The organism is Shewanella sp. M-Br (genome assembly GCF_036245925.1).
GTDB lineage: Bacteria > Pseudomonadota > Gammaproteobacteria > Enterobacterales > Shewanellaceae > Shewanella > Shewanella oncorhynchi.
This window is the reverse complement of sequence record NZ_BJBV01000001.1, coordinates 1-14,517: the sequence shown is the minus strand read 5'-3', so window position 1 is coordinate 14,517 and position 14,517 is coordinate 1. Positions and strand designations below refer to the sequence as shown.

The window sequence follows — 14,517 nt, the reverse complement described above, 5'->3', positions numbered from 1 at the left end:
TTAGTTTCTGATGGGCGCAAGCGCCGACCGTAGGCCATCGCCAACCAAGTTAATGGAAAGCACACTGAAAAGAATCGCTAAGCCTGGGATAGTTACGGCCCAAGGTGCAGTTAGTAAATTATCCATCCCTTGGGCGACCATTGCGCCCCATTCTGGACTCGGCGCCTGTGCGCCCAAGCTTAAAAAACCCAGGGCAGCGATATCTAAAATAGCAGCTGAAATGGCAAGTGTAGTTTGAATAATCACCACTTCCCACACGTTTGGCATAATGACATACCAAAAAATTTGCATCGAGTTCGCGCCGTCTAAACGCGCGGCTGTGACATATTCTTTTTGTAATTCTTCATGCACTGACTGGTGTATGGAGCGCACAAATTGTGGGGTTAAGGCAATCCCGACGGCCCAGAACACGTTTTCAAGCCCTGGTCCCATTACAGCGACCACTAAAATGGCCATTAATAATGAAGGAATCGATAACAGCGCATCGAGCAAATGACCGAGAATACTGGACTTTAAGCCCCGCATCATGCCCGACAACGACCCTATGATAAAGCCTGTGAATAATGCGGTAACGACGATCAGCAGCGCCATGCCAAAGGTCAAGTGCGCGCCGTGTAATAATCGGCTAAAAATATCGCGGCCGAGATCGTCAGTCCCTAAAAAGTGCGCCACTGTCCCTGAAGGGTCCCAAGAGGGTGGTAACAGCAAGGCTCTTGGATCTTGTGCCTCTGGTGGGAAGGGCGCAATCATAGGGCCAAACAGGGTTAGCAAGAGCAGAAATGCAATCGTCCACAGACCCGCTAAGGCGAAAGGATTAGCCGAAAAGTTAAGCCAAACCCGCATAGTCGGGGAGGCAATTTGATCTTCTTGATAAATTTTAACTGGTGGCATAAAGGTCTTTTCTGCTCAGTGGATTAAAGGCTGTGTGCAGCACTTCAATCAAGATACTTAGGAAGATAATCAATAGGGCCACGGCCAAAATCCCACCTTGGATAACAGTATAGTCCCGTTGGTAAATCCCTGAAACCAGCCAAGATCCTACACCAGGCCAAGAGAAAATCATTTCAACCACTATGGCATAACTGGCAAATGAGCCAAGCATTAGCCCTAAATGTTTAAGTACGGGGATTAACGCATTGGGCAGGGCGTGGCGCAGTATAATCGTGCCAGTATGCATGCCTCTGGCTTCGGCGGCGCGGATAAAGGTTTGATTCATCACATTCACCATTGCCGAACGGGTGCTACGAACCACTACAGTAAAAGGTAACACGGCCAGTGTTGTGGCAGGCAAAATGATATGCAGCAGGGCATCTTTAAATGCCGACATGCCGTATTCAGACTCTGACAACAAGGTATCCACTAGCATAAAGCCTGTGACAGGCTTGATTTCATAGAGCAAATTGATTTGTCCCGAAATTGGTAACCAACCAAGATCGACGCCAAACCAAAGCGAAAGATAAAGGCCTAACCAGAATACGGGTACAGAGTAGCCCGTTAGGGTAATCGCCATAATGGTATTTTGGGTGAGCTTATGTTGACTCTGGGAGGCGAGCACGCCTAAGGGCACGCCCAAGCAAATTGCGATAATGCCCGCCATCACAGCAAGTTCGAAGGAGGCGGGCAGGACGGCACTGAGTTCTTCGGCGACTTCTTGATGTGACGTGACTGAAATCCCTAAATTACCGCTAAGCCTTTGTTGTAGGTAAGCGATAAATTGCCACGCTTGGTTTTTATCTAATTTGTAGTCCTGTTCTATTTGAACCAGTTGGCTCGCCGTCGGTGTATGTATGCCAGTGAGTGCATAGGTGCGCTCAACTGGAAACAAGCCTGTAGCGTAAAATAAGACACCCACCATGACTAACGAAGTAGCAAGAAATAAATTGAGGCGACGCAGTAGGTATGTAAACATTAATTCGCCTCCTTTGGTGCTTGGCTAGTATGGGTGAAGGAAATACCACCAAAAGGCGTAAGCTGCATATCCTTGATATCACTGCGAGTTAACGCTACACGTTTGGCATGGGCCAGACTCAGCATAGGTACTTGTTCAGCTAAAAAGGCTTCTGCTTGTTGATAAATCACTTTACGTTCCGCTTGATCTGATACTTCCCTTGCGCTGTTTAAGATGGCATCAAACTCAGGGTTACACCAGCGAGAACGATTGTTGTTTGATTGCATTGCTGCACAGCTCAGCAGCGGATTAAAAAAGTTATCGGGATCGCTGTTATCAGCATTCCAGCCAATCAGCACAGAATCATAGTCGTCGCGGCTCAGTCTCTGATTAAATACGCTCCAATCGTAACTGACGATATTCACTTTTACGCCGATGTTTGCTAAATCGGATTGAATTAATTCGGCCGTTTTCAACGAATTGGGGTTATAAGCGCGGGCAACCGGTATGGCCCAAATATTGATGCTGAGATTTTTTATACCAGCTTCTTTTAATAGGTCGCGTGCTTTTTGCGGATTGTAATCGACAAGTCCTTTGTTATTTTCGTAGGCCCATGATGCTGGCGGCAGAACGCCGGTGGCTTCAATGGCAGTATTTTGATAAACCGCTCGCAGGATATTTTGTTTATCAACAGCATAGGCAAGTGCACGACGTACGCGAACATCATCTAACGGTGGCTTTTGTGTATTAAAGGCCCAAAATGCTACGTTAAGACCTGGTTGTGATTCGATGTTTAATTCTTGATGCTGTTTGATAACAGGCAGTTCACCTGCTTTGGGCAGCGCAGAAACGCTGCAATCCCCCGCGATAAGCTTAGCGAGCCTAACTGTACTTTTGGGCGTGATATCAAATACCAGCATATCGATTTTTGCTGGCTCTCCCCAAAAATCGGGATTACGGCGATAGCGGATATATTCGTTTTTAGCGTATTGCACTAAAGTGAACGGTCCTGTACCAATGGCAAAGTGGTCGACGTTTTCAGGATGACCTAAAGCTAACTGCTGCTGCGCGTATTCGTTTGATAAGATCACCGCAAAGTCGGTGGCTAAATTCGACAGAAAAGAAGCGTCTTTGCGGGTTAAGTAAAAGACCACTTCATGATCGTTTATCTTCTCTATCCCTTTAACTTGCTGAGAAAAGCCAATACTTTGGAAGAAGGGATAACCCGTGCGGGAGACAAAATGATAAGGATGCTGGGTATCGATAATACGATTAAAGGAGAACAACACATCGTCGGCATTAAAGGGGCGAGTTGGGTAAAAACGCTTTGAATGCTGGAACTGCACGTTTTCCCTGAGAGTGAAACGATAGCTTAAGCCATCATCAGACATGGCCCAACTCGTCGCCAAGGCAGGGACAAGCTTGCCTGACTGGGTGTCATAATCCACTAGGCGACTATAAATTTGATGCGAGGTGGCATCGATTGTCGTGCCAGATGTCACCAATTGTGGATTGAAAGACTCAGGGTTCCCTTCGGAGCAATACACCAAACCAGAAGGGAGTCGTTGGGGGCCACACGCGACCAACAACCAACTCATGCAAGAAACTGCAGTTGTTAGGCACAGGCGTCTAATTAGCACACTCATTTATAAATCATTATTTTATCGACTATGAACGGCTATTTTAGCAGTGCATCTCCCCCGTGGGCAATCTGCTTATGCTTTATCAAGTAAATTGTACTTTTTAAGGATGCCACGCAGTTGGTGGTAGCTTAACCCGAGCATGTCGGCGGTTTTCTTTTGGTTATATTGGCTGTTTGAGAGTGCCTGCTGGATCAGATCCATTTCGTACTGCTCCGTTTGCTCTTTAAAATCTAACGGAAAATTAAAGCAATTCGTTGAATACTCAGTATTGACTTGTACTTCAGCCTCAAATGTCGGCGCAGATTGTGGCGTACTGGCAACAGTTGTTGGCGTTACTGAGGTGATTTGACGTTCGCGGGTCTTGATCCGCGTTTTAGGCCGATACGGTGAAGCAAAGGGATCGAGGGTGATATGGTCGATGGGCCGATTTTCACCACCATTACGGTAAACGCTGCGCTCGACTACGTTTTTAAGTTCACGGATATTACCCGGCCAGTCGTGGGTCATTAATTGCTCGACCGCATGGGCGCTGAAACCGCTGAACAGCTGCAGTTTTAATTGGCGCGCCATGCCAACGGCGAAATATTCCGCCAGCGTCATTATGTCTTCTGGGCGGCAACGCAGTGGTGGCAGAGTAATTACATCGAAGGCGAGTCTATCGAGCAAGTCGGCACGAAATTCGCCTGCGTCAGCAAGTGATGGTAAATCTTCGTTGGCGGCGCAGATTAAACGGACATCAGCCTGCACGGTTTTACTGCCGCCGACCCGCTCAAATTCGCCGTATTCAATAACGCGCAGGAGCTTTTCTTGGATAAGTCCTGAGGTGTTGGCTAATTCGTCGAGGAATAAGGTGCCGCCGTCGGCGCGCTCAAAGCGGCCTTCGTGTTTGCCTTTGGCGCCAGTAAAGGCTCCTGACTCATGGCCAAATAATTCACTCTCGAGTAAATTTTCACTCAAAGATGAACAGTTTAGCTTAATAAAACTTTGATCCCAGCGCTTAGACAGATAATGTAAGCGTTCGGCAATAAGCTCTTTACCTGTACCACGTTCACCAATAATCAGTACGGGTTTAGACAGAGGCGCTATTTGCGACACATGTTCTAACACTTCGAGTAGGGCGTTAGATTGACCGATAAGGTTGTCTTGCTGAAATTTATTATCCACGATATTTTTTAGTCTTTCGCGCTAAAATTTGGTGAAAATGATAATAAGTGGCTTGAAGCGTAAAAGGAAGTAAAAGTTAATATTTTGTTTAAGTTGCTGTATTTAAACAGGAAGTAAAAGTTGGCACGGTTAGTGTATTACCTTGTACGAGACCAACATCAATTTGAGGATAGGATTATGGGAATTTTCTCTCGTTTCGCCGATATCATTAACTCTAATATCAGCGCATTGCTGGATAAAGCCGAAGACCCAGAAAAAATGGTTCGACTGATTATCCAAGAAATGGAAGACACACTCGTTGAAGTGCGTTCTACCTCAGCTAAAGTATTAGCTGAAAAGAAAGAGCTGCAACGTCGTATCAACCGCGTGTTAGAGCAAGTGCAAGATTGGCAAGATAAGGCTGAACTGGCACTGTCCAAAGACCGTGAAGACTTAGCGAAAGCCGCTTTAGTTGAAAAACAAAAAGCGACCGGTTTAGCAGATACGCTGAATCAAGAGTTAGCCGTCATCGATGAACATATCGCACGCTTGAAAGATGAAGTGGGCATGTTGCAAGAAAAGCTGCTCGATGCAAAAGCGCGTCAAAAGACCATTATTTTGCGCACTCAAACAGCGTCATCACGCTTAGAAGTGAAAAAGCAGCTAGATTCAAGCAAGATCGACAATGCTATGCTCAAGTTTGAGCAATATGAGCGCCGTGTCGAAGGCTTAGAAGCCCAAGTTGAATCTTACGATCTTGGCAGCAAGAAGACCTTAGCCGATGAGTTTGCGGCGCTAGAAGCGGAAGATTCTGTGAATGCAGAACTGGCAGCGCTCAAAGCCAAGGTAAAAGGTAAAACGCCAATTAAGTCAAAAGAATAACAATTCAGAGGTGAGTTATGGATATGGACGTGCTAATGGCGCCGATTATTATTTTCATGGTGATAGTCGCGCCAATATGGTTAGTTCTTCATTATCGCAGTAAGCGACAAGTGAGCCAGGGACTCACTGAGGAAGAGTTTTCACAACTCAATGATTTGATATCCAAGGCCGATAAAATGGCGGCTCGTATCGAGACCTTAGAGGCCATTCTGGATACAGAATCGCCCGAATGGAGGGGGAAACATGAGAGGATCTAATGGCCGTACTTTGTACCGCATTCCCCAGTCAGGCAAAATAGCGGGTGTATGTGCTGGGATTGCCGAGTACTTTGCGATTGAAACTTGGTTAGTGCGAGTGCTGACTGTGTCTATCTTCTTACTCGGCGGCTCAGGTGTGGTATTTATCATCTATGTCGCTTTGTGGGTGATTTTAGACATCAAGCCGCAAAAGCATTACGATAGAGACGATATCGAGGTGAAGAAGAAGCCGTGGCAGTCGGGGGAACCCGCAAAGCAAGCGCTAAGCGACGTGAGTCGTCAATTTCGAAGTCTGGAAGTCAGGCTACAAAATTTAGAACGCCATGTCACCTCTGACAACTTTGATTTAAAAAGACAAATCAATAGTTTGTAACCCTTCTAAAGGGCGGCCATGTCCGCCCTTGTTGCTTAATCTCTGCTCCATTCCAGTGTATAGTCAACATCACTTGACATAAGTTAACATCATTCGACATAAGGGAAGTCTCTATGGGAATGCTTGATGCCTCGCTCCATAAATTAACCCAAAAGGGCCAATCCCTGCTACATCGCACCGCAGACCGGCATTTACGTTTGGCCGTGACGGGGCTTTCTGGTGCGGGAAAAACCGCATTTATCACGGGGTTAGTCAATCAGTTACTCAATTCTGGACCTGTCTCAACCTTACCCCACGCCCGCAACAACAGCGCTTTGCCACTGTGGCAGGTGAGCCGCGATCAGCGTTTACTCGGTGTTAAGCGTGCCATGCAGCCGGATCTTGAAATCGCCAGTTTTGATTATCAAGGCGCCATGTTAGCGCTCACTTCCGAACCTGCGACCTGGCCAGCCTCCACTCGTACTATTTCTGAGTTACGATTGGCGATTAAATACCAACCTAAGAAGGGCTTACTGGCAAAGTTTTCTGATACCGCCACCTTATATTTAGACATAGTCGATTATCCTGGCGAATGGTTACTCGATTTACCTATGTTGCGCCAAGACTTTGTAACTTGGTGTCGCGCTCAACAAGTTCGCATCGAGAATCTTAAAAGCTCTCCCTTGTATGCCGAGTTTGAGCAATCTTTGACATCATTGGATTTAGCCGCGAACGCCGATGAACAGCAATTAAAGCAGATTGCCGATCAATATCAGCTATTACTCAATGATTTAGTGCACGTGCAAGGTTATTACCAAGCGCAACCTGGGCGCATGTTATTGCCAGGTGAATGGCAGGGCGCTCCCTTATTGGCTTTTTTCCCCCTGTTATTGGTTAATGATGAAAAGTTTGCTGAGCTTTCGCAAAGCGATAAACACAGTGGATTCCATGTACTTGAAAAACGTTATCAAGAATATGTGGCTAAAGTGGTTAAGCCTTTCTATAAAAACCACTTTGCCGGTTTTGATCGGCAGTTAGTACTCGTTGACTGTTTTAGTGCGTTGAATCGCGGTAAAAAGCAATTTGAGGATATGGGCGCGGCGCTCAATGCCATTATGGAAAGCTTTCAGTTTGGCCAATCGAGTTATTTACGGCGTTTATTTGCCCCCCGCATCGACCGTTTATTGTTTGCCGCGAGCAAGGTTGACCATGTGACTCGCGATCAGCAGAGCCATGTTTTGTCCCTGCTGACCGATATGTTGAAACACAGCCAGCATTTTGCCAGTTTCGATGGTTGTAAAGTGGAGACGATGGCGATTAGCGCCATCAAGGCGACTCGCCATGGCATGGTGACAACTCAAGACGGTGAGGTCGAAGTCGTGCAGGGGATGGGACTCAATGGTAAAGCCCTGACCTTGTTTCCCGGCGAAGTGCCCACTCGCTTACCTGAAGCGCATTTTTGGCGTGACCAAGGGTTTAATTTTGTTGGGTTCGCGCCGCCGAGCAATGTTAATGTTGACCCTTCTCAAGTGCATTTTGACCATATTCGTCTCGATCATCTGCTGCAGTACTTACTGGGAGATAAGTTGGAATGACGCTAAAGCTATCGGATAACGCTAACGAGCAGGCTTCTAATTCTTCTGCGAACTCATTTGCACACTCAGTTGAACATAAGCCGCTGAAAAAGCAGCAGCTGTTTGACCCACAAATAGTGGAGCTCAAACCCAGCAAAGAGGAGCTCAAAGGGGCGAAAGCCTTTGATCCGCATACGCCAGTGCAAGAAGTGGCTGCTGATATTGAGGAATTGATGGATGAAACGCTGTCATCCCATCCTAAAATGATCGATGCTAAATCGGTATCGCCTCAACTTGTAAAATCACGGCGTTGGTCTTGGCTCGCTCGTCTGGCAGTAGCGAGTTTATTGCTGCTTGTAGTCGTTCAAACAGGATTAGGATTGAGGGATGCTTGGCTTGAGAGCCCTTGGTTGTTTAGTTTTTATGGTGTGGTGCTTGGGGTGGTCAGTGCGTGGGCATTGGCGGGGGCAGTCAGTGAGTACCGTAAGCTCAAGCGACTCAAACAGGTTGCCGATACCCAAGAAACTGGCGCTAGGCTGGCGCAGAGCATGCAAATGGGTGAGGCAGACAGCTTTATTGATAACATAGTGTGCCACTATGGCGACAGCCAAGGTTTGCAGCAACTTCGCAGCTCATTAAAAGATGAACATAATGATGCCGAGAAAGTCTTGTTATTCGAGGACTTAGTGCTGACGGAGCGAGATGAACTGGCAAAGAAAGTGGTGCGAAGATATGCAGCCGAGTCGGCAGTTTTACTGGCGGCCAGCCCTTTAGCTGTGCTCGATATGGCGATTATCCTATGGCGTAATCAACGCATGCTGCGCGATGTGGCCCGTTGTTATGGCATTGAGTTAGGTTATTGGAGCCGGATTAAACTTATCCGCAGTATTATCATTAATATTATTTATGCGGGTACCAGTGAGTTAGTTACCGATTTAGGAACACAGCTGTTATCGGTTGAAATGACCGGTAAATTGTCTGCTCGCTTGGCCCAAGGTTTAGGCGGCGGTATGCTAACGGCGCGTCTTGGATATCAAGCCATGGCGCTGTGTCGGCCGATTGTGTTTAGAGAAGATCAAAGGCCTAAATTGTCTAAAGTGCATCAGGAATTGTTGATCGAACTTAAGCAGTTTTCAGGCAAGCTGTTTACCAAGGAAGGTCGCGACGCATTAAAAGGCCAGTTCGCCGATGTTGATGATAGGGTATCGCGGTCATCTAAAGATAAGTCTAAAGAGTAGATGCTATTGAATATCATATGATTAAACGATTCAAATAGCCGAAAGTAGATGCGCTAATGGACTTGTTCCTTAGCGCATTTTTTATGATTCTTGCAGATAAAGAGAATGACTAAGTGCGACGTAAAAGTGCTATGTAACAAGTTAATTACACTTTTGATCGCTGCTATTTTCGTCATGCTACTGGCTTAAGTGCTTGGCCGCGTTATGGTAGGGCTTATTCGATAGGGCTAATGTTTCATTAACTTATCTATTAGATTATCCATAATGCGGGTATTGAGCGCTCCACACCAACAATCAATCAAGAACGGGAACTGCTCAATGCCAATGACAAGGAGCTAGGTATGCAAGATGAGTCAGGCAAGATGTGGAAGGCGGCAACACAGGTTATTCATGGCGGCCATGAGCGAGAGGCCTTTGGTGCCTTAGTGACGCCGCTTTACCAAAGTGCGACTTTTGTGTTTGAGTCTGCACTGCAAGGTGGTGAGCGATTTGCGGGCAATGAGCAGGGGTATATTTACACGCGTTTAGGTAATCCGACAACCGCTGAGCTTGAACGTAAAATGGCGATTTTAGAAGGGGCAGAGGCCGCAGCAGCAACCGCTTCTGGTATGGGCGCAGTATCCGCCGCATTGCTGGCTAATTTGCAGATGGGTGATCACTTAGTGGCGTCGAATGCCGTATACGGTTGTACTTATGCGCTAATGACGACTCAGTTTGCTCGCTTTGGTATTGAAGTGTCCCTAGTGGACTTTTCATCGGTAACAGAAATAGAAGCGGCGATTAAATCCAATACTAAGGTCATTTTCTGTGAAACCCCAGTCAATCCGCATTTGCAGGTATTTGATTTAGCGGCAATTGCGAATATTGCCAAACGTCATCAGTTGGTCAGTATTGTCGACAATACCTTCATGACGCCATTACTGCAGAGACCGCTGGATTTTGGCATTGATTTGGTGGTCCACAGTGCGACTAAATATCTGAATGGCCATGGCGATGTGATTGCGGGGATAGTGTGTGGCAGTGAAGAACAGCTCCATAAAGTGAAGTATGAAATTTTAAAGGATATTGGCGCTGTGATATCGCCACATGATGCTTGGCTGATCTTACGCGGCCTTAAAACCTTAGATGTGCGTTTGCAGCGCCATTGCGATAGTGCCCAGCGCGTGGCAGAGTTTTTGGCGGAACATCCAAGCATTACACGTGTGTATTACCCCGGGCTTAAATCTCATCAAGGGCATAAATTCATTGGCCAGCAGATGAAACGTGCTGGTGGTGTTATCGCGTTTGAACTGGCGGCAAATTTAGAAGAAGCCATGGCCTTTGTCGGATATCTAAAGTTGTTCTCAATTGCGGTGAGTCTAGGTGATGCTGAATCCCTGATCCAACATCCTGCATCGATGACGCATTCACCTTATACGTCAGAGGCGAGGGCTGCCGCTGGGATTGGTGATAATTTGCTGCGGATCTCTATTGGTTTAGAGGATTGTGACGACATCATCGGCGACTTGAACCAAGCGCTAGCTCGATTAGCTTAATGAATGTTGTTATTTTAAAGACCGCTAGTTATTTGAATGATAAAAGGATGCTTTTTGCATCTTTTTATCATAGTCAAGCACTGGCTCATTGAGCCGAAGACAGAAGTTTAGCGATAGTGAATATTTATGACGCCGATTTGGTATTTCGGGACAGCTTAGACTATTTTTGATTTGAGGCCACGGAAGTAGGACGAAAGGCCGCAAATCATGGAATAGAGGAATTGTTATGAAAACCACAAATCGTATACCTGCTTTTATGAGTGCCATAGCATTAACGGCTTTTTTGGCAAGCCCAGCAATCGCAACAGAAACCCCAACCAAGGCCGCCGTGAAAGTACAGGCTAAAACTGAAGCGGGTGAAATGGCATCTGATGCGAAAAAATCTATGCCAGATGCCGCTCAAGTCAACATCAATACCGCTTCAGCCGAGCAGTTACTCGTACTCAAAGGGATTGGTGCCGCAAAGGCTCAAGCGATTGTCGACTATCGCACTAAAAATGGTAAGTTCAATGCCATAGATGACTTAGCGAATGTCTCTGGTGTTGGGGCTAAGATAATTGAGCAAAATCGCCATTTGATCAAGTTGTAACCACCTTTGGCGATGATTGCGGTGTAGCCTGCTGATTTTTATGATAAGAGATTCAGTAAAACATATATAAAAGTCTGCATTTGCAGGCTTTTATCATTTCAATCACTCCATTTGCTTATAGATTGTGCAGTTAGGTGGGATATTAAGAGATCTTATCGATTAGCGCTTGATCCCATAGGGTCCATGGGGGATAATCCTTCGCGTTCAAGCAATGCTTTGGTTTATGTCATTCAAAGTAATGTTCGAAGTTATGGTGACCCTAGGGTCCCCCCGCAATGATAACTTGTGAACTCGGCCAGGCCCGGAAGGGAGCAACCGCAGCAAGCGACTCGTGTGCCGGGGTGTCGGCTCTAGGGGAACCTCCAATTACAAATCCTTTCAATAGGTTAGCTTAAGATAAGCCTTGGTGGTACACAAGGTGGTACACTTGAGTTCAATCAAAACATTATCAAGTCCTTATTTATTCCAATCTCGTCATGGTATTTGGTATGCCAGAATTGTTGTTCCTGAAATTCAAAGAGACGTTATTGGGAAGCGAGAACTGAGACGATCATTGTCGACTAGAGACAAATTTGAAGCTATTCGCAAATCATGGGATGTTCTTAAAGTCTTACGTTTGACTGCCGAAGGTAAGCATTGTCCAGTGACTATGCCTGTAACAATAGACCTAGCAGATCTAACTAACCGTCATCATGATGTCGCAGTTTCACCCAAGCCCATCATTGAGACTTGTAAATCGTCATTGCCAAAGCTAAGTCAGTTGGCACAAGAATACAGTCGAGAAAAGCTCTTAGGTGGTGCGTGGTCTAAACAAACAGAAATCACCAACCGTAAGACATACAGAGATATGATTGATCTGTTGGGAGACATTAGAATTGACCAGTTCACCAAGGACAAGGCTCAGAAATATAAGCAGCACTATAGCGCTAAGAAAGACCTTTCTGTAGCTACAATCAACAAATATCTGACCCGAGTTACAGCTCTGTTACAGTGGGCATCGTCACACTATGGGACTTCTAATCCTATGGTTGGGATGAGTATTCAAGTATCTGAAAAAATTAAAGTTTCCAAAGAACGAGAGGCGTTAACTCCGTTCCAAGTCAAACAACTATTCCAAGCGACCCCATCTAACAATAACCTTAAATTTTCATATAGATACTGGATTCCAAGGCTTGCTGCATACACTGGCGCTAGAGTCGGTGAATTAGCTCAACTGTATCTCGACGACTTTATGATAATTGACGGTCATCCATGTATCCTTATCCGTGAAAGCCGCCCTGACCAATCAATCAAGACACCAAGTAGTGAAAGAGCAATTCCAATACATAGTAAGTTGATAGCAATCGGATTTCTTCACTTTGTAGAGCGTCAGCGATCCCTTGGTCACTTACGCTTATTCCCTGAATTACCCAAGAAAGAGGCTAGGGGATATTCTCATGTTGTGTCTAAGTGGTTTTGTTATTTTAAGAAGAAACTCGATTGGGGTGAGCGTGAAACTCTGCATGGGATACGTCACGCAGTTGCAACGCAATTGAAGCGTAAGGAGTTTAGTTCGGATTTAGTGGCAGGACTGCTAGGACATTCTCACGGTTCAATTACTTTTGACCGCTATGGGAAGGAATACAAGGTTAATAACATACTCAGGGTGGTTGAGGCGTTGAACTGGGACTAGTTCAATGACAAGACCAATGCCTAGGTATACGGCGGTTAGGTTATAAATTGTCAATCTAGTGTACAACTTGATATTGGTCATAATGTAAGCATGTAAATCTGAGGATGCCGTATATCTAGTATAGGTGTACGGCATCCTCATTTTATGATTTAGGTTTAAGAATATCCAAAAGTTTAGCTAGCACATCAACTTGCTCACTTGTAGTTGAAATCTTTGTACTTTCTTTTGGCGAAAACACTTTTAAAAGCAGTTCAATTTTTGTATTCCGCTTTAACTCTACTACTTGCTCAGGAGTCATAGTTTGCTCGCAACCTAGAGTAGCGGTGATTTGCTCAGCTAAAATCGATGCCTTGAGCATATTCATTTTATCGCTATTAAGAGAAATAATATGATTTACGAGGAAAAATAAAAGAGCAGAAAAGGTTCCAATAATTAAAGCAGTAGCAGTAAATAACGGTAATCGACTAAGCAAAATATCCCATGTAGAGACTTTCCATGAAGTATCAATCAACTCTGAAAATGATTTTGCACTAAAATACATAAAACTAAAAATTGTAAATAGCATTAATAACAGTATGCCGACACCTATATAATACTTTTTTAACTGATATTTTGATTCTTTATCAAACCCTTGCATATCGAAAGTATATAAGTTCAAATTTCTTTCGGCATCAGACACTTCCACTTTTAGGTTATGTAATTTCTCTTCAGTTGCATCACATATTTTCTTATTCTCTTCCGACGTTTTAAGAACACTATCTATCTCTTTGCCAACATTTATTTTAAATAAATTAAATTTTTCTTTATCAACAGCCTCTTGATTAGCAAGAGTTTTAATGGCATCTTCGATTTCTTTTAGCTTCTCATGGGAATGCTCAACATCATTATTAACTCTATCCAAAAGTGCCATTGTTTCATTATTTGACTCTTCTACCCTTGTTTTTTCTGCGAGCGCAACTTCAATTGTTTTGAGTATAGACTTATACTCCAAGCCCTTTAACTCTATTGATTTATTAGCTTTTCTTATTTCATTGACATAATCAACTTTATTCTTTTCAATCGTTGATGAAAGAGTAGCAGTATCATTTATTATATTAGCAATTCTGTCAAAACTTAAGTCAACATATTCAATCTCAGTCAACTCAAAATAATGAGGCAAAACCAATCCAGTTATTATGCCTTCAATTAAATAGTTATATTCAACTTTTTTACCAACTTGCCAAATAGTAGGTTTGCTTAGAGCAAAGAACTTACCATTTACAACATAAGTAACAATTGGTGGATTACTTTCAATAAAACGCAAAGCACGAACATCTTCATAATGGACAACACATTTAATACTATATACCAAAAGCGGTTCCAAACAATCCAACGTTAAACTTTCTGAGTAATTTATATTACCAATCAATGCTGTGCTGGATTGATACTTATCTTGGTCAACAAAAATATCAATCTTATTGTCGACATTTGCTATTTTATATAGTGATTTTATTGAATTTTCTAGATTAACAACTCCATTGTGTAACATATCGATATTTAGAAACTTCAAATTATTATAAACGTCTTCTTTTTCATGAATATTTAAATCCAGAATAGTCATAAATTAACCTCAAAATTAAAAACTAATAAAAAGCAATAGCCCATCTTCTATATATTTTGATTTATTTAAGATGGAGCTTTACTCATACACTGTCCCTTTCACCTAAAACAAGTCATTCACCAACGCATTATTGCATAGCCTAAC

Annotated in this window: 13 protein-coding genes and 1 other RNA gene; 9 read left to right on the top strand and 5 right to left on the bottom strand. The window is 44.2% G+C overall.

What is annotated here, in order from left to right; genetic code table 11:
- The 4 genes from AAA952_RS00070 to pspF form a co-directional block, all read right to left on the bottom strand.
- Positions 1-891, bottom strand: coding sequence for an ABC transporter permease subunit (locus tag AAA952_RS00070; RefSeq protein ID WP_006081133.1), 891 nt, complete (start codon positions 889-891; stop codon positions 1-3).
- Positions 878-1,909 carry an ABC transporter permease gene (locus AAA952_RS00065; protein ID WP_212599885.1) on the bottom strand — a complete coding sequence of 344 codons (1,032 nt, stop codon included), beginning with the start codon at positions 1,907-1,909 and terminating at the stop codon, positions 878-880. Before AAA952_RS00065 ends, AAA952_RS00070 begins: the two co-directional genes overlap by 14 nt.
- Positions 1,909-3,534, bottom strand: coding sequence for an ABC transporter substrate-binding protein (locus tag AAA952_RS00060; protein ID WP_173496504.1), 1,626 nt, complete (start codon positions 3,532-3,534; stop codon positions 1,909-1,911). Before AAA952_RS00060 ends, AAA952_RS00065 begins: the two co-directional genes overlap by 1 nt.
- Positions 3,535-3,603: 69 nt before the next feature.
- Positions 3,604-4,695, bottom strand: coding sequence for a phage shock protein operon transcriptional activator (pspF, locus tag AAA952_RS00055; protein WP_306682422.1), 1,092 nt, complete (start codon positions 4,693-4,695; stop codon positions 3,604-3,606).
- A 177-nt stretch (positions 4,696-4,872) separates the two neighbouring features.
- On the opposite strand from pspF, the gene pspA reads away from it, so the two are divergent.
- From pspA to AAA952_RS00010, 9 genes are all read left to right on the top strand, one after another.
- On the top strand, positions 4,873-5,556 hold the full coding sequence (gene pspA / locus AAA952_RS00050) for a phage shock protein PspA (RefSeq protein ID WP_338253330.1): 684 nt from the start codon (positions 4,873-4,875) through the stop codon (positions 5,554-5,556).
- 17 nt (positions 5,557-5,573) lie between these two features.
- Complete coding sequence (gene pspB, locus AAA952_RS00045) at positions 5,574-5,813, top strand: envelope stress response membrane protein PspB (protein ID WP_006081138.1); 240 nt, start codon at positions 5,574-5,576, stop codon at positions 5,811-5,813.
- Entirely contained in the window at positions 5,800-6,186 is a 387-nt protein-coding gene (gene pspC, locus AAA952_RS00040; RefSeq protein WP_028760457.1) for an envelope stress response membrane protein PspC, read from the top strand. The genes pspB and pspC overlap by 14 nt, the downstream gene beginning before the upstream one ends.
- A gap of 113 nt (positions 6,187-6,299) precedes the next feature.
- Entirely contained in the window at positions 6,300-7,760 is a 1,461-nt protein-coding gene (locus AAA952_RS00035; protein WP_338253320.1) for a YcjX family protein, read from the top strand.
- Entirely contained in the window at positions 7,757-8,977 is a 1,221-nt protein-coding gene (locus tag AAA952_RS00030) for a TIGR01620 family protein (RefSeq protein WP_338253318.1), read from the top strand. The genes AAA952_RS00035 and AAA952_RS00030 overlap by 4 nt, the downstream gene beginning before the upstream one ends.
- 341 nt (positions 8,978-9,318) lie before the next feature.
- Positions 9,319-10,512 carry a methionine gamma-lyase gene (gene megL, locus AAA952_RS00025; RefSeq protein ID WP_338253316.1) on the top strand — a complete coding sequence of 398 codons (1,194 nt, stop codon included), beginning with the start codon at positions 9,319-9,321 and terminating at the stop codon, positions 10,510-10,512.
- 226 nt (positions 10,513-10,738) lie between these two features.
- Complete coding sequence (locus tag AAA952_RS00020; RefSeq protein ID WP_105252925.1) at positions 10,739-11,101, top strand: ComEA family DNA-binding protein; 363 nt, start codon at positions 10,739-10,741, stop codon at positions 11,099-11,101.
- Positions 11,102-11,360: 259 nt separating this feature from the next.
- An RNA gene (ffs, locus tag AAA952_RS00015) (signal recognition particle sRNA small type) lies at positions 11,361-11,458 on the top strand.
- A 70-nt stretch (positions 11,459-11,528) separates the two neighbouring features.
- The gene (locus AAA952_RS00010; protein ID WP_338253311.1) at positions 11,529-12,773 is read left to right on the top strand and encodes a site-specific integrase; all 1,245 of its coding nucleotides are present in this window, start codon (positions 11,529-11,531) and stop codon (positions 12,771-12,773) included.
- Between the two features lie 142 nt (positions 12,774-12,915).
- Here the strand turns inward: AAA952_RS00010 and AAA952_RS00005 are convergent, their stop codons facing one another.
- A complete protein-coding gene (locus AAA952_RS00005; RefSeq protein ID WP_338253309.1) occupies positions 12,916-14,373 on the bottom strand; it encodes a hypothetical protein in 1,458 nt (485 codons plus the stop codon).
- Positions 14,374-14,517: the final 144 nt, after the last annotated feature.